This window comes from Vibrio nitrifigilis (genome assembly GCF_015686695.1).
Taxonomy (GTDB): Bacteria; Pseudomonadota; Gammaproteobacteria; order Enterobacterales; family Vibrionaceae; genus Vibrio; species Vibrio nitrifigilis.
The window spans coordinates 263,077-279,652 of sequence record NZ_JADPMR010000003.1 but is presented as its reverse complement, the minus strand read 5'-3'; the positions used below and the strand labels follow the sequence as shown (position 1 = coordinate 279,652).

Annotated in this window: 15 protein-coding genes; 6 read left to right on the top strand and 9 right to left on the bottom strand. The window is 43.3% G+C overall.

Features of this window, described 5'->3' with window-relative positions:
* Window positions 1–296: 296 nt before the first annotated feature.
* Window positions 297–2,225, bottom strand: coding sequence for a sensor domain-containing diguanylate cyclase (locus I1A42_RS15240; RefSeq protein ID WP_196123959.1), 1,929 nt, complete (start codon window positions 2,223–2,225; stop codon window positions 297–299).
* Between the two features lie 193 nt (window positions 2,226–2,418).
* On the opposite strand from I1A42_RS15240, the gene I1A42_RS15235 reads away from it, so the two are divergent.
* Window positions 2,419–2,904, top strand: coding sequence for an FxsA family protein (locus I1A42_RS15235; RefSeq protein WP_161153550.1), 486 nt, complete (start codon window positions 2,419–2,421; stop codon window positions 2,902–2,904).
* A gap of 50 nt (window positions 2,905–2,954) precedes the next feature.
* Here the strand turns inward: I1A42_RS15235 and trmL are convergent, their stop codons facing one another.
* The 4 genes from trmL to I1A42_RS15215 all read right to left on the bottom strand — a co-directional run bounded on the left by trmL (window position 2,955) and on the right by I1A42_RS15215 (window position 6,417).
* Window positions 2,955–3,431: a tRNA (uridine(34)/cytosine(34)/5-carboxymethylaminomethyluridine(34)-2'-O)-methyltransferase TrmL gene (gene trmL, locus I1A42_RS15230; RefSeq protein WP_161153551.1), complete on the bottom strand. Its 477-nt coding sequence runs from the start codon at window positions 3,429–3,431 to the stop codon at window positions 2,955–2,957.
* A gap of 151 nt (window positions 3,432–3,582) precedes the next feature.
* On the bottom strand, window positions 3,583–4,194 hold the full coding sequence (locus I1A42_RS15225) for a superoxide dismutase (RefSeq protein ID WP_161153552.1): 612 nt from the start codon (window positions 4,192–4,194) through the stop codon (window positions 3,583–3,585).
* Window positions 4,195–4,345: 151 nt separating this feature from the next.
* Window positions 4,346–5,731, bottom strand: coding sequence for an envelope stress sensor histidine kinase CpxA (cpxA, locus tag I1A42_RS15220; RefSeq protein ID WP_161153553.1), 1,386 nt, complete (start codon window positions 5,729–5,731; stop codon window positions 4,346–4,348).
* Window positions 5,731–6,417 carry a response regulator gene (locus I1A42_RS15215; protein ID WP_161153554.1) on the bottom strand — a complete coding sequence of 229 codons (687 nt, stop codon included), beginning with the start codon at window positions 6,415–6,417 and terminating at the stop codon, window positions 5,731–5,733. Before I1A42_RS15215 ends, cpxA begins: the two co-directional genes overlap by 1 nt.
* A 185-nt stretch (window positions 6,418–6,602) precedes the next feature.
* Here I1A42_RS15215 and I1A42_RS15210 point away from each other — a divergent pair, with 185 nt between their 5' ends.
* The 3 genes from I1A42_RS15210 to pfkA all read left to right on the top strand — a co-directional run bounded on the left by I1A42_RS15210 (window position 6,603) and on the right by pfkA (window position 9,388).
* Window positions 6,603–7,127, top strand: coding sequence for a CpxP family protein (locus tag I1A42_RS15210; protein ID WP_196123958.1), 525 nt, complete (start codon window positions 6,603–6,605; stop codon window positions 7,125–7,127).
* Window positions 7,128–7,274: 147 nt separating this feature from the next.
* Window positions 7,275–8,210: a CDF family cation-efflux transporter FieF gene (fieF, locus tag I1A42_RS15205; protein ID WP_196123957.1), complete on the top strand. Its 936-nt coding sequence runs from the start codon at window positions 7,275–7,277 to the stop codon at window positions 8,208–8,210.
* A gap of 215 nt (window positions 8,211–8,425) precedes the next feature.
* Window positions 8,426–9,388, top strand: a complete 963-nt coding sequence (gene pfkA / locus I1A42_RS15200) for a 6-phosphofructokinase (RefSeq protein WP_161153557.1) — start codon at window positions 8,426–8,428, stop codon at window positions 9,386–9,388.
* A 74-nt stretch (window positions 9,389–9,462) separates the two neighbouring features.
* Here the strand turns inward: pfkA and glpX are convergent, their stop codons facing one another.
* Entirely contained in the window at window positions 9,463–10,470 is a 1,008-nt protein-coding gene (glpX, locus tag I1A42_RS15195; protein WP_196123956.1) for a class II fructose-bisphosphatase, read from the bottom strand.
* A 421-nt stretch (window positions 10,471–10,891) separates the two neighbouring features.
* Between glpX and zapB the strand changes: the two genes are divergently transcribed.
* Window positions 10,892–11,134, top strand: a complete 243-nt coding sequence (gene zapB, locus I1A42_RS15190) for a cell division protein ZapB (protein ID WP_161153559.1) — start codon at window positions 10,892–10,894, stop codon at window positions 11,132–11,134.
* A 103-nt stretch (window positions 11,135–11,237) separates the two neighbouring features.
* Here zapB and metF read toward each other — a convergent pair whose 3' ends face one another.
* The 3 genes from metF to I1A42_RS15175 form a co-directional block, all read right to left on the bottom strand.
* On the bottom strand, window positions 11,238–12,131 hold the full coding sequence (gene metF / locus I1A42_RS15185) for a methylenetetrahydrofolate reductase (protein ID WP_196123955.1): 894 nt from the start codon (window positions 12,129–12,131) through the stop codon (window positions 11,238–11,240).
* A gap of 259 nt (window positions 12,132–12,390) precedes the next feature.
* The gene (locus I1A42_RS15180; RefSeq protein ID WP_196123954.1) at window positions 12,391–14,802 is read right to left on the bottom strand and encodes a bifunctional aspartate kinase/homoserine dehydrogenase II; all 2,412 of its coding nucleotides are present in this window, start codon (window positions 14,800–14,802) and stop codon (window positions 12,391–12,393) included.
* The gene (locus I1A42_RS15175) at window positions 14,802–15,968 is read right to left on the bottom strand and encodes an O-succinylhomoserine (thiol)-lyase (protein WP_196123953.1); all 1,167 of its coding nucleotides are present in this window, start codon (window positions 15,966–15,968) and stop codon (window positions 14,802–14,804) included. The genes I1A42_RS15180 and I1A42_RS15175 overlap by 1 nt, the downstream gene beginning before the upstream one ends.
* 223 nt (window positions 15,969–16,191) lie before the next feature.
* Between I1A42_RS15175 and metJ the strand changes: the two genes are divergently transcribed.
* Entirely contained in the window at window positions 16,192–16,509 is a 318-nt protein-coding gene (gene metJ, locus I1A42_RS15170; protein WP_161153563.1) for a met regulon transcriptional regulator MetJ, read from the top strand.
* The last annotated feature ends 67 nt before the right edge of the window (window positions 16,510–16,576 follow it).

Genomic DNA, 16,576 nt, shown 5'->3' with positions numbered 1-16,576 from the left:
ATTTAGTAATATAAAATATGGCCTGACTGGTTTTTTCAGAGAGAATCATACTTGAACTTTTGGCGTAAAATAAGTGGGTAAAGTATTTTTTAGTAACGAAAAATGTATATATGGATCACATTCATAGAATGTGACTCAATGGCATAGAAAACACTATAAGAATCAGGATTCACAGAGTATTTCTGGGGGTGAAATAATACTGGTGCAATGTGACTTTTTAGGGCCCCAAATAAGTGCAAAAACGCCGAATAAACGGCGTTTTCCCATATTTGGAAAATACTAGAATTAATCTTAAATTAAGGGTTATTCACTTGGGTTTCACTGTCACTTTCAACCAAGCTTAGCCTCTCAATACCATGAATAGAAACACAATTTTTCCCTTTGCGTTTTGAACGGTACAGCGCTTGGTCGGCATAACTAAAGGTTTGTTGCGGATCTTCAGACACTAAAGCAATGCCTGCGCTGATACTGACATTATGTTTTGGCCAACTAGCGATCGAAATCCGAATACGATTCATTAAATTTGCGGCATGCTTTAGATCGCTATGTTGCACAATAACGGCAAACTCATCACCTCCAATTCTTGCGATAAAGTCAGTATCGCGAAGTAACGATTTGAGTTGAACAGCAACAAACATAATGACTTCATCTCCTACCGCATGCCCTTGATGATCGTTAATAGATTTAAATGAATCGATATCAATAATGGCTAAGCAGCTATCCGTCTGCTCGGGGTAGCGCTGTTTAAGTCGAGAGTAGTATTCCAGATTTTGATCAAATTTCTTTTTGTTCCATAGCGATGTGGTCGGGTCGAGCTCGCTTTTTTCTTTCAAATCCATAATGGCTTGGTGATGAGCAGAGATATCAGCAAAAGAGTAAACATAGAAGTCGACATGATTACGTTTGCTTTTCAATGCTTTTACCGATGTTTGGCACACGACCATTTCACCGTTAGGCGATTTTAAGACAAACTCTCCTTGCCACTCGCCAAGTCCTTCAAGTGCATTAAGCATCTCTGCTTGAGTTTCTTTGGTTGGTTGAAAATAAAGTAAATTCTGTCCTGATAAGCGTGACGAGCTGATTCCAACCAAATCACTAAATTGATTGTTCGTGCGCAAAATTTTGTGCCGGTTATCAGTGAGAGCGATCGCCATACCATTTTCCATGACGAACTCAGCGTAGGTTCGGTCCATTTTGTTCTGACGATAGGTTTCCCACAATTGAGCCCAAAGCACTGAGAATAAGCCACAAGCAAACCAAATAAGTACGGAATCTGACTGAATCACTCTATCTCGTGCTGCGTAAACTTGCGCGAGTTGTTGTGGTGAATAATGCGTGATGATGCTCATAGGGCCAGAATTGGCAAACAACGCATTCGCAAAAGGTTGGAATACATAAAGGCCATTGTCAGTATAAATCGAACCCTGCCGATTGGGTCGATCACTGATGGCTTGCCAAACATCAGGTTGTTCAGCGGGTAAATTAAACGATGCTCGCTCTAATATCAGATCGCCAAATAACTTATGGTTGTCACTACTGATAATGTAGAACCCGCTCTTATCGACAAAATCGATACTGAGATTTTGCGAATTTTCTGTGACGTTGTGGATTAGCGCAAGTACATCGAGGTTAGCAATAAAATAACCTAAACGCTGCTTGGGTGCATCGATTGGGAAGATCAAACGCAGTCCAGGTTTGTAAGGAATCACTGGCTTTTGATGTTCATACTCTAAATCAATCCCGAATGCTCCTTCTTCTCCTGGTTTTAGCTGTTGTGCATAGTGAAAGTAGTCGCGATGGCCTTTACTTTGAAGCATGGCCGTTGGGACCACATAGGGAAACTCTTTATCTGGCGTATAATCGATACGAATATTTTCATTGCCGGATTTATCTAAATAGCGCAGTTGATAAAAAAGTTTGGAATTAAATGAAGTGAGATACCACTGGCTAGTTAGGTAGTGTTTCAGTTTTTCACTGGGGTGCTCAGCATAGTCGTACAATAGTGCAGACCGACTCAGTTCATCAAAGGTTTGCTGAATTTGTGTTGATGTTCGGTTCGTACGCGTGCTGACGTAGGAGAGAAATTGAAATCCTTGTTTCTCAACTTGTTGGCGCAAAAATTCGTGAGCAGTCGATGTCTGATAAAAATAGTATGCAATAGGAATCAGAGATGCGACTAGCCAAAGTAACGCTGCTTTGTGAAGAGTTCTCTTAAATCGTTTCATTATGGTATTTGTTGATTAAGAAGATGACTCTTTGAAAGTTAGACCAGCCAGCGTGCTTTTTCCATATATCGACTTAATTTTAGGTTGCCGACGAAAATTCAATGTCATGTTTGATCACATTTTTGTGTTCTAGGGACTCCTTGTAACAAAAGTTATGACAAGCTATTGTGGTCAGCCAACCCAAGGAGGCTTTGTGTTCCCGATTATTTTACTGTTGTTTATTGCTGTTCCAGTGATTGAAATTAGCTTGTTTATCCAAGTCGGAGGTCTGATTGGCCTGTGGCCGACCATTGCTTTAGTGCTCGTGACTGCTGTAGTCGGGGCGTCATTGGTTCGCAGTCAGGGAATTCAGACCTTAATGACAGTGCAGCAACGTCTGCAACAAGGGGAATTGCCAGCACAGCAAATTTTTGAAGGCATTATCCTTGCTGTTGCGGGGATATTACTACTAACGCCTGGATTTCTAACGGATATCACCGGAATGGTTTTGCTCTTGCCGCATCCTCGTCGTATTGCTGCAAAATACTTGATGGGGAAAATGGTCTTAACCAATATGGGAGGTGGCTCTTTTCAATCGGGTTACCATGATCCATTCGGTCGTTCCCAACAAGATGGGCATACTTTTGATGGTGAATTTGAGCGTAAAGACGATGATGATGAACAGCATCGATTGAAATAATACAATGAAGGAGCGAGTTGCGTTGTGAGGAACTCGCTCAGAATGTTTGATTAGAGCCCGCCTTCGAACCCCATCTGACGCCATGCTTCATAAGCAATAATGGCGACTGAGTTAGATAAATTTAAACTGCGTGCATCAGGCATCATTGGAATACGAACGCGCTGTTCCATTGGTAAGCTGTCAATCACGTCTTTTGGTAAGCCACGTGTTTCTGGACCAAACATCAAAATGTCACCAGGTTGATACGCCGGTGTTGTGTGGTGTCCTGTGGTTTTTGTTGTACAGGCAAATAAACGGTAGTCGTCACGTTCTTTAGCCAGAAAGTCCAAAAAAGCTTGGTAGTTTTTATGACGAGTAACGCGCGTTAAATCATGATAATCCAAACCCGCTCGACGAACCTTTTTCTCTTCCAGATCGAATCCCAGTGGTTCAATCAGATGCAACGTAGCGCCGCAGTTAGCGCATAAACGGATGATATTACCAGTATTCGGGGCAATCTCTGGTTCATAGAGAGCAATTTCAAACATGATGGACTTCCTTTAAAAAACAGGTGGGAAAGTATACCTCTAAATCATTGGGATGCCACGGAAAGGCAAAGATAAAAAAGGCCACAGGTGAGCGACTGTGGCCGGAGTCTAGCATGCATGCGTGCAATGCGTAGTCATTTTTTATTGGCGATTAAGCGCTAAGTGCAGCTTGATAGTTTGCAGCAACAGCGTCCCAGTTCACCACGTTCCACCAAGCTTCAATGTATTCAGGGCGGCGGTTTTGGTAACTGATATAATAAGCGTGTTCCCATACATCCAGTGCTAGGATTGGTTCACCTTTTACGGCAGCTAAATCCATCAGTGGATTGTCTTGGTTACTGGTGGAAGTAATGGCCAATTCACCGTCTTTTACGATGAGCCAAGCAAAGCCAGACCCAAATGTGGCAATAGCAGCTTGAGCAAATTCATCTTTGAATTTCTCGAAGCTACCAAATGTCTTTTCAATAGCAGTTGCTAAGTCACCTGTTGGCTCACCACCGCCATTTGGGCTCATGCTGTTCCAGTACAGTATGTGGTTGTAATACCCACCGCCATTATTACGTACAGCAGGGGAGAGTTCGGAAATCTTACCGAAAATATCTTCGATGGAAGTATTCTCATATTCCGTGTCTTTAACCGCGGAGATGAATTTATCGTAGTAAGTGCGGTGGTGCTTACTGTAGTGGACTTCCATGGTCTTAGCATCGATGTAAGGTTCTAATGCATCGTAAGCATAAGGTAATTCTGGGAATGTATGAGACATGATGTATCCTCCTTTTGAATTATTACATCGTATTGCTAATCATTCTCATTATCAACTTGATCTTTGTGTGGTTTTTATACTTTTTGCGCAATACAGAAAAAAGCCCTCGAGTACTCATGAGTATCAAGGGCTTGGTGTTGGCGGTATGAAGTTACATAACAGGTAGAGTAAAGGTCACTAATAATCCACCGAGTTTGCTACGTGATGCTGAGATCGTTCCACTATGTTGCCGGATGGCACTTTCAGTGATCGCTAATCCTAGCCCTGTACCTCCACTGTCTCTATCGCGTGCAGTCGATACTCGATAGAAAGGACGAAAGATTTGGCTGAGCTCGCTATCTGGGACTCCGGCTCCATTATCTTCAACGGTTACCGTGAGTTGACCATCTTGTGTTTTAAACGTTACTTTAATGACGTTATTACCGTATTTGATCGCGTTACGAACGATATTTTCCAATGCGCTCATCAACAGGTTTGGACTGCCAGAAATAGAGACATTTGGAATATCATTAAATTGCAGTGATTTGTTGAGTTGCTCTGCTTCAAACTGTGCATCACTTAAAATTTCTTCCCACAAACTGCTCAATGGCTGTATTTCTCGGCTCATATGGCTGTCGGTTTGCATGCGCGATAGTTCCAGCAGTTCCCCAATCATCTGCTCAAGGCGTTGAGTTTCGGTATCAATTCGCTCCAGTTCAGCACTTTGTCCTTGTTTGCGCACTGCTAAACTGGTTGCCATACGCAAACGAGTTAAAGGTGAACGTAACTCATGAGAAATATCAGACAAAAGCCGTTGTTGTCCTGAAATCATTGAATTGACGGCTTCCACCATCTGATTAAAGCTTTGTCCAGCCGAGCGAAACTCTGAAGTGCCTTTTTCTAGTGAAGGGTCGACGATAAAGTTACCTTGAGCGACTCGGTTTGCTGCTTGAGCAAAACGTTGCGCAGGCTTACTCAAGGCCCATGCGAGCCAAAGTAAGCATGGCGTACTAAGTAAAATAATGAATAGCAGCAGTTGGATAGGGTGATCCAATAGGCGCATTAAAAATGGAGGTGGCCCTTGCCAATCGAAGCCGAAATAAAGTAATAAACGCTGTTTGGCTAATACAATAGGAACAGGACCCGCAATTTGATAATGGCCATATGCACGTTGGGTCGGCTTAGCGTCAAAATCGATACTGGAAGTAAAGTTTTTTAATGCGCGATATTTTGCTTTAGGACGAATATCCTGAGAGATAATTTTGCCTTCAAGCGTTGTGATATAAAAATCGGGTCGATGCTTATCACCAGGGGTGCGGCGCGCATCGATACGCTTGAGGCGACTGAGTATATGGTTTAGGTCGTTTTCATTCACAAAACGTCCCATCAACATATCGCGGCTATCTGTCATATGTTGATGCATTTCTGGTGGAATATTGCGGCTCTTACGTGGATCCATGTTCGGAACCGCTAGTACACCAACTACCACAATAACCAATGTCAGCCAAAAAATAGCGAAGATACGACCATATAGGCTATTCAATTTTGGCAGGAACATTAATCCTCCAATACCATCAGATAACCGCGTCCGCGTAGTGTTTTAATGCGTGATTTTCCATCGGGACGTTCAGGCAATTTCTTACGTAGGTTAGAGACATGCATATCAATTGCCCGGTCAAATGCAGCAAGGTGTTTGCCTAGCACATCTAAACTTAATGATTCTTTAGTCAATGGAAGCCCCGGGTTTTGGGCAAAATGACTGAGGAGTGAAAACTCAGTTGTCGTGAGATCTAAGAGCTCACCTTGACAGTATGCTTCTTGTTTTCCTGGATATATCTGAATGTCTTGGCACTCAATCATGTCTGGCGACTTTGCTTGATGTTGCGGTTGAGTTCGACGCAAAATAGCACGAATGCGAGCCAACAACTCACGATCGCTAAATGGTTTGGGTAGGTAGTCGTCGGCACCTAACTCTAAACCGACAACACGATCGATTTCTTCACCTTTTGCCGTCAGCATCAATACTGGGGTTGACCAGCGCTCCCTTAGTTTTTTCAGGGTTTCCATACCATTTAATTTAGGCATCATGACATCAAGTAAGATCAGATCAATGTGATCAGATACTGCACTTAATCCTGCTTCACCATCATTGGCTTCTGAGACGTCAAATCCTTCATAAGTTAACACTTCTTTCAGTAACCCAGTTAATTCAACGTCGTCATCAATAACTAAAATGTGTGGCATAGATTTCTCACTCAACTAGATATTTGTTCAGGCTATATTACAGCGGCTTTTGGAGAATTGATTATCAAGAATATCACTATTTACGATGTTTTACTCATGCTATACGTCGTTTGACCGAGCAGATCTTATGCTTATTTCGAAGGCTGAGATTCAGCTATCCAGATCCAAAGTAGAAGGATAAATCGATGAGTAAAGCTAAGAAACTGTTCCTAACTGCTGTTATGTTACCACTAACGCTAGCCGCCAGTGGTGCCTATGCTGCAGGAGGCCCTAATGGACCTATGCAAAACCGTGGCCCAGACGATAACTGTGGTCCGGGCGCAGAACAAAGTATTCTTCGCCAACTGAATCTAACTGATAATCAGAAAAAAGAATTAAGAGAGCAGCATCGCAAGCAAGAAAAGGCGATGCATGCAGAAATGAAATCGATTCACGAGCAAGAACAAGCTATCGTGTTAGCAAAAGATTTCGATCAGGCGAAAGCAACAAAATTGGCTCAAGAGATGGTTAACCTACAGGTTCAACGTCATGTCGGTATGTTAAAACAGCGCCATGATATGTTGTCGGTATTAACTAAAGAGCAAAAGGCACAATTTGAGTTATTGAAAAAATATCAAATGTCACAATGCATGAAAGGGCATCATCGTCCTGGAATGAAAGGGGACCATGGTCCTCGTGGTGACAAGATGCCAATGCCTGAGCAGCCTTAATTCATTATCACACTCGCAAAGCAGCCGAAAGGGCTGCTTTTTTTATCTCTGCATTTTGGAATCTAAATCAGTCCATAATGAGGGGAATTCGAACAAAACCAATGTCTTTAGGTATACTTTAACTACGACTTTACTGGGATGATTGGAATGAAAAAAGAATATGCTCGGTTAGTGACAACCGCAGCTTGGATGGCCACTGGTGTAGCAAGCTTACTGTTGATTGTTAAACTTGCCATCTGGTGGATGACGGGGTCTGTGAGTTTATTGGCTTCTTTAATCGATTCAATGATTGATATTGCTGCTTCTATCGTTAATTTAATCGTGGTTAGGTATTCCCTACAGCCTGCCGATAAGGAGCACACATTTGGTCATGGAAAGGCGGAATCATTAGCCGCATTGGCTCAAGCGATGTTTATTTCTGGTTCAGCGGTCTTTCTGATTTTAAATGGTATTGACCGATTTTTCAGACCTATGGCTTTAAAGTCACCTGAGCTAGGGGTTTATGTCAGTTTATTTGCCATTGTTATGACGTTGGGCTTGGTCATGTTTCAGCGCTACGTTGTGAATAAAACGGGCAGTCAAGCGATTGCCGCTGACTCACTGCATTACCAGACAGATTTATATATGAATGTTGCGATTATGGTGGCATTAGGATTGAGTTGGTTTGGTTTCGCGCAAGCCGATGCGGTATTTGCGATAGGCATTGGTGTCTATATTTTGTATAGCGCAGTAAGAATGGCGCAACACGCAACGCAAACCTTACTCGATCGCGCTCTACCTGAAGAGGATAATCATCGTATTGTTGATATCGCTAAATCGGTTGATGGTGTATTAGGTATCCACCAATTGCGTACACGTATTTCTGGCCCGACTCGCTTTATTCAACTGCATATTGAGTTGGAAGATAAGATGCCACTTATTGATGCTCACCATGTCTCTGATACAGTAGAAGCGAAGTTACGTAAGGCGTTTCCTAATTCGGATGTGTTAATTCACCAAGATCCTTATTCGGTGATTTTTGGTCCAGAACGGAAACAAAAGATGCAAGATTGGTACGATTCATCGGCAGCGTCAGACGCATAATTTGCGACTATTCTGATGTGCGTCAACGTTGAAAAACTCAGACAATGGCATACTTCAAGCCGATGAGAAAGCTACCAAAATATGAAATAACGGTAGTATTCCTGCATAAGACAGGTAACATAATATCTACAATAAAAAGATTTGTTTATGTGGTTAGCGATAATCATATGACGTTAAAAATTGATTAATGAGTTCCCAAAATATAGAGGGTGAGCATGATTAAAAAGATCGGGGTATTGACCAGCGGCGGTGACGCACCTGGCATGAACGCTGCTATTCGCGGCGTAGTTCGTACTGCACTTGGTGCAGATCTAGAAGTATATGGTGTCTACGACGGCTACTTAGGCCTTTATCAAGACCGCATTGAAAAACTAGAACGTTCAAGCGTGTCTGATGTAATTAACCGCGGCGGTACGTTCTTAGGATCTGCTCGCTTCCCTGAGTTCAAGGAAGAAGCAGTTCGTGCAAAAGCTATCGAAAACCTGAAAAAGCATGGTATTGATGCGCTTGTGGTTATCGGCGGTGACGGTTCGTACATGGGGGCGAAGAAGCTAACTGAGATGGGTTACCCATGTATCGGTTTACCAGGTACTATCGATAACGATATCGCAGGGACTGATTATACAATCGGTTACTTCACTGCTTTAAATACAGTCATCGAAGCAATTGACCGTCTTCGTGATACATCTTCTTCACACCAACGTATTTCTATTGTTGAAATCATGGGTCGTCACTGTGGTGATCTGACTCTAATGTCAGCGGTTGCTGGTGGTTGTGAATACATTATTTCTCCTGAAACAGGTTTAGACAAAGAGCTACTGATTTCTAACCTGCAAGATGGCATCAAGAAAGGTAAAAAGCACGCTATTATCGCTCTAACAGAGCTGATGATGGATGCTAATGTATTAGCAAAAGAAATCGAAGCTGCGACAGGTCGTGAAACTCGTGCAACCGTGCTAGGTCACATCCAACGTGGTGGTTGCCCATCAGCATTTGACCGTGTTCTTGCATCACGCATGGGTAACTATGCGGTTCACCTTCTGCTTGAAGGTCACGGTGGTCGTTGTGTCGGTATTCAGAAAGAAGAACTGGTACACCACGATATCATTGATGCGATTGAAAACATGCGTCGCCCAGTACGTAAAGACCTCTACAAAGTGGCTGAAGAGTTGTTCTAACCTTTGCCGCTGTTGAGACGAAAAAAGACCGCTTAGATAGCGGTCTTTTTTGTTGGTATCGAAATACGCTGAGACTACAGAATAATTTCGCGTACGTCAGGATCTTTGCGTTCTAGGTAATGAATCGATTTAACGCGACGAATAGTACGGCAACGGCCACGAATAATGAGAGTTTCAGTGGTCGCAATATTACCTTTACGTGTGATGCCTTCGAGCAGATCGCCTTTAGTGATGCCAGTCGCAGAGAAAATAACGTTATCGCTACGCACCATCTCTTCTAACTTAAGTACAGTGTTTGCTTTTACGCCCATTTCTTCACAGCGTTTCAGTTCTTTAGCACCCCAGATGCGGTTATCTTCGGTTTCACCTTTCACTTCATGACGAGGAAGTAGGCGACCTTGCATGTCACCATCCAGTGCCCGAATAACCGCAGCTGATACGACACCTTCAGGAGCGCCACCGATGCAGTACATCATGTCAACTTCACTGTCTGGCATGCAGGTTAAAATGGAAGCGGCTACGTCACCATCTGGCACAGCAAAGACGCGAATTCCCATTTTTTGCATTTCAGCAATAACGCCATCATGGCGAGGTTTAGCTAAAGTAATTACTACCAGCTCAGAAAGTGGTTTACCGAGTGCTTGAGCAACGTTGTTCAAGTTTTCTGCTAGAGGTTTATTAAGATCGATGCAGCCTTTGGCCTCAGGACCGACGACTAACTTTTCCATGTACATATCAGGCGCTTTTAGAAAGCTGCCTTTTTCGCCGGCTGCAAGCACTGCAAGAGCATTCGATTGACCCATCGCGGTCATACGGGTGCCTTCGATTGGATCAACAGCAATATCGACTGCATCACCACCAACGCCGACTTGTTCGCCAATAAATAACATAGGTGCTTCGTCGATTTCACCTTCGCCAATTACGATTTCACCCGCAATTTCAGTTTTATTGAGCAAGGTGCGCATTACTTCAACTGCGGCACCATCTGCTGCGTTTTTATCTCCACGGCCAAGCCATTTGTACCCTGCTAAAGCGGCACCTTCAGTGACTCGAGAAAAAGCCATTGCCAATTCGCGTTTCATCTTTACTCCAAACCAAATAAACGGGATTTTTTAATACCTAAGTAACCTAACGGAGACGGCGATGAATGATCGTCGGTGGTGGTGTAAAGGGGAAGATGGCATCGAACCCTTAACCGCTAAGTTACTTAGGTAACGAGAACGAATTTTATCATATTAATACGAGAACGGTTGCAGTTTGCATTCCTGTTGCTTTGCACTTGATCAAAACTGCGGTGGAAATTAGGGTAATGGATGAAAAATGAACGACTTAAACTCGGCGAAAAGCCAGTTAGGTAAGCATAATGTCAATTTACGCCTTATTTTTAACCGAATAGCGCAAAATCTCGAATATAGTGAGTGTTTATCGGCGATTGGCTGAGTAGAATGGGGGCATTAGGTGACCACCTGAGTCGCCCCAACCGATTCAATAAAGGGTAAGAACATGTCTTTTGAAGTACTAGAGCAACTTGAAGCGAAAATCCAAACCGCAGTTGATACTATCGCACTGCAACAAATGGAATTAGATGAGCTAAAAGAAGAAAAACAACAACTTCTAAATCAAACAGAAGAAAAGAATGCGCGCATTGAAGAACTAGAACGCCAAGCTCAACAAGTGAAACAAGAACATGAAGCATGGCAAGAACGCATTCGTAGCCTGCTTGGTAAAATGGAAGACGTAGAATAATCGTCTTTTATTGATACTTGATCACCTAATTGGTGTTGGGTAAGAACCAAAAATAAAACCGCTGGCATTATAGCTAGCGGTTTTATTTTATCGAATGTTGACGTTAAGCAGCTGGAGTAGGGCGAATGCCTAGGGTGTGGCATAACGCGTAAGTCATTTCTGCACGGTTGAGTGTATAGAAATGGAAATCTTTTACGCCTTCACGCGATAAAATACGGATCATATCAATGGCCTGACTTGCCCCTACTAATTGACGAGTCACTGGATCGTCATCTAACCCTTCAAATTGTTTTGCCATCCAACTTGGTATTTTGACGTGGTTTTGCGCTGCAAAGCGTGAAGCTTGTTTGAAGTTAGTGACGGGCAAAATACCCGGAACAATTTCTACATCAATCCCTGCTGTGACGCAGCGGTCGCGAAAGCGTAAGTAGCTTTCCACATCAAAGAAAAACTGGGTAATCGCGCGGTTAGCTCCTGCTTCTACTTTACGGCGCAGATTAAGTAAATCGGCTTGGGCGCTTTTTGCTTCAGGATGAACCTCTGGAAAAGCGGCGACTGAAATATCAAAATCGTGACGAGATTTCAGCAGTTCGACGAGATCTGATGCATACATGTCAGGCTGCCCTGCACCTTCAGGAATATCGCCTCGTAAAGCCACAATATTGCGAATATCATTGTTCCAATAGTCGTCAGCAATCTTAATCAGCTCTTCACGAGTAGCATCAATACAGGTTAAATGAGGGGCTGATACTAAACCGGTCTTGTCTTTAATTTCTTTAATAATCGAGTGAGTACGATCACGCTCGCCAGAGTTAGCACCATAGGTAACGGAAACAAAACTTGGGTTCAACGTTTTTAGGCGGTGAACTGAATTCCAGAGGGTTTCTTCCATTTTTTCGCTGCTTGGTGGAAAAAACTCAAATGACACATTGATGTCCGATAGTTCGGCGATGTTTTGGTTTAAAGCATCAATATGACTAGCGTGTGTGTATCCCATTCTCTTCTCCTGCGAGCAGTCGCCAACGTGGACGGCCAACGAATCTTATTTTTGACGTTTAGACGTCTATATGTCCAAATAATGTGTTGAACTGGCTACAATGTCAACAATATTAACTTGAATATAATTCATATAACGAATGAATTCTCATCAAGTAGCCATGTTTTTAGTGTGGTTAATTTGGCATTGTAAATGAAATTAATGAGATAGCTGTAGTGGGGGAGCAAAAAATTAACCCGCCAGATGGCGGGTTATGACATTAAAGGAAACTTGCAAGTAAGTTTAAATCGGATTGGATAGCTCCAGCGGTCACTTCTCGGCCGGCTCCAGGGCCGCGAATAACCAATGGGTTATCTCGATACCACTTACTTTCAATCGCGAAGATATTGTCGCAAGGTAGTAAGTTGGCAAGAGGATGTTCTCGTTCTAGAGCTTCTACACCTACAGTGGCAATACCATTCTTTTCTAAACGTGCCACATAACGCAGTACTTTGTCTTCTTCTTGGGCTTTTTCTAGGCGTTCTGCGAGCGATGTATTAAGTAATTCACTCTGATCTAAAAATTCATCCAGTGGCAGTTTAGTCAGTTCATCAGGCACCAAAGATTCTACTTTGACGTTTTCAGGCTCGATATCAAGACCCGATTCACGAGCTAGAATCACCAATTTTCGCATCACATCTGAACCATCAAGGTCATTGCGTGGATCGGGTTCGGTTAGACCCTGTTGCCATGCTAACTCGACTAATTCGCTAAAGGGTACGCTGCCGTCGTATTGTTGGAATAACCACGATAAGGTTCCTGAGAAGATACCGGATAACGCCATAATTTCATCACCACTTTCGCGTAAATCACGAAGCGTATGATTGATAGGTAATCCAGCACCCACAGTGGCATTGTATAGCCAATGACGGCTAATTTTAGAGAACGCATCTTTGACTTGATTGTAATATTCGCTTGGAGCGGAGCCAGCAACTTTATTCGCGGTAATGAGGTGCATACCTTGCTCTGCAAATTGTAGATATTGCTGGGCAAGTTGCTCGCTGGCGGTTACATCGAGAATAATAACGTCGTCGTAACCTTGAATATTACCTAAGCGTTCTATCCACTCTTGGCCATCATTCGGTTGGGCTTCACTTGGATCGATCGTCAGAACTTTTTGGGCATCAAAACCTTCAGGATTGAAAAGGTAGTTTTGACTATCGACTACCGCAACTAAGTCAAACGACATGCCACGGCGACGCTCTAACTCTTCTTTTTGTTGAGCGAAAAGTTTTAACCAGCTCGACCCGATATTACCTTTGCCACACAATGCTAAGGCTACCCGTTTTTGGGCTTGGAAAAGCTGTGTGTGAATATCATTGACGAGAGGTTCGATTTCAGTTTGGCGCATCACTGCAACCAGACTTAACCCTGATTCTGTCGCAGAGATGAACTCTATCGGACAGTTTTTGGTTTGCTGATAGAAGCCAAAACAGTGGTGAGCGTTATTGGTTACTCCAGCACCGACCGCTGCCACTAAACAGAAGCCTTCTTTCAATTTAATTTCAGCTTCAGTGGCTGAATCTTGTAGATAATCCAAAGCGCCAGAGGCTATTTCAGCTGTATACGCTAAGCGCAGTAAGTATTGGTCTGCTTGTGTTTCAAATGCTAATGGCTCTAATTGAACGCGCTTGAGACGTTCCAAAATGCCGGATTTCATCCGCTCAAAATCGTGGTTTTGACCGAATGAGAGCTCAATAAGCAGTACATCATCTAATGAGGTGATGATTTTGGCGCCGCGACCAGAAGCAAGAACTCGTTCAATGCGAGTTGAACCTGATTCTGGGCGGTAACTACAACGTAGAGCTAAATCCATTGTACTTTGTGCTACAGGCTGTAGCGTGCGGCTATGCAGCACTGGCGCAGCTAAACGGGCCAACTCATTGGCTTCATCTAAGCGAAGTAATGGGAGTAGGCAAGCATCGTTAACTAAACGGGGATCTGCGCTAAATACCCCAGCAACATCACTCCAAATAGTCACTTTACTGACATCCGCAAGAGCGCCAATGATTGTGGCAGAATAGTCAGAACCATTACGGCCCAATAGCACAGTTTCACCCGCACTATTTTGTGCCATAAAGCCAGTAATAATGACGCGTTGATTACTATATTGCGCCAAAATACTGTGTAAAAGTGGATAAGATGCCGCGCGATCAATTTCTGGTTGTGTGCCCGCTTCGGCACGCAAGAAATGTCGTGCGTCTTCGGCGACAGCAGCGAGACCTTCTTGATTTAATAAGGCGGTTAATAGGCGAACTGACCAGCGTTCACCATGCCCGAGAACAGCCGCTCGTTGCGCAGTGGTAAGTGGTGCTGTGAGTTCGCCTAAAGCGCTACATTCTGCACTAAGTTCAGTTTGTAGATGGTCTGCTTGTTCACCTTCAAGTAAACCGTCAATTAATTCCGATTGATACTGACGAAGCGACTGTAAAGTTTCATGTGCTAACCGACCATCTTTATTGAGGGCATCGACAAACGTGATAAGACGGTTAGTGGTTTTCCCTGCCGCAGAGACAACGATTAAATCGTTGTCTTGTGAATATTCCTTCAAAATATGAGCAACACGCTGATAGCATTCAGCGTCTGCTAGGCTACTACCACCAAATTTATGCAACTGGCGTTGGGTAGTCATTAACGGATCTCCTTGGCCTTATTGAAGGCTTGGTCTAAATCGGCGATCAAATCTTCTGGATCTTCCAAACCGACTGATACACGCAGTAATAAGATTGAAACCCCAGCCTCTGCCAATGCTTTTTCACCCATAGCTCGGTGAGTCATTGTTGCAGGGTGGCAAATTAAACTTTCAACACCGCCAAGCGATTCAGCGAGAGAGAACAATTCTAATGAACTTACAAATAGTTTTAATTGTTCGTAAGAGCCATTGACTTCAAAGCTTAGCATTGAGCCAAAACCAGACTGTTGTTTTTTCGCAATATCATGTCCGGGGTGATTCGGCAGGCTAGGGTGATAAACCACTTTTACGAGCTCTTGTTTAAGCAAGTAATTCAAAATTTGTTGAGAGCTTTCTTCGTGCTGACGCATACGAGCTGGCAGAGTACGCAGACCGCGTAGTGTCATATAACTATCAAATGGTGTACCGGTTGCGCCGATACAGTTACCCCACCAAGCAATTTTTTCTGCATGCTCGGCATCTTTACTGATCACGACACCGCCAATAACATCGGAGTGACCATTAATGTATTTAGTAGTTGAATGGATAACGAAGTCAGCACCGAGCGTTAGAGGCTTTTGGTACACAGGTGTCAAAAAGGTATTATCGACAGCGACAAGGGCACCAATTTGTTTTGCTTGCTGGCACACTTTTTCGATATCAATCACACGAACCAGTGGGTTAGATGGGGTTTCGAGTAGAATCAATTTTGGCTTTTGTGCTAATGCGTCGGCAAACGCTTTTTCATCTGATTGATCAACAAACAGTACTTTAAAATCGCCTTTTTGCGCACGAGTATTGAATAAGCGGTAAGTACCACCATAACAGTCGTGCGGAGCGATGATGACATCATCAGGACCGATAAACGCAGAAACCCAAAGGTTTAGAGCTGAAGTACCGCAGTTGGTAATCGTCGCGCCTACACCACATTCGAGTTTTGAGAGTGCTTCTTCCAATAAGTTACGGTTTGGGTTACCTGAGCGGGTATAGTCATAGTTTGGCACTTCGCCAAACGCAGGAAAGCCGTAGTTAGTGGATAGATAAATGGGTGGAACAACAGCGTGATACTGGGTATCGGATTCAATACCAGTACGAACCGCCACGGTAGCGGGTTTGCGAGTGGTCATAAGTGTTTCCTTTCCTGTGTGACTCTATGTTTGTTGCGTTTATCATATCTGACGATCTAAACCACAGATAACGATATATGATGCATAGCCTCACACTTTACTGTTGAAAAAAGAAGACGTCAACACTTCTAGACGTCTATATGTCTTTGCTTATGGCAGTAAATCCCGCTAAAATTGGGGTCTTTAATATTCATTAGTGAAATTAGTTTAACGAAGGTGCGCAATGGCAGACTGGAACGGCGATTATATTAGCCCTTATGCAGAACATGGTAAGAAGAGTGAACAAGTAAAAAAAATTACCGTATCTATTCCTCTTAAAGTACTTAAAGTGTTGACTGATGAGCGTACTCGCCGCCAAATCAATAATTTACGTCATGCTACTAACAGTGAACTTCTGTGTGAAGCGTTTTTGCATGCGTACACTGGTCAGCCTTTGCCGACCGATGAAGATTTGCGAAAAGATCGCCCAGATGACATTCCTGTTGAAGCCAAAGAGCTAATGACTGCAATGGGCATCGAATTTGAATCATTTGATGACTAAGTCGTATTACTATTGTTAATGACGTTTGCACATTCGCGTCATTAAAAGTAAAAAGCCCCCAACCAAG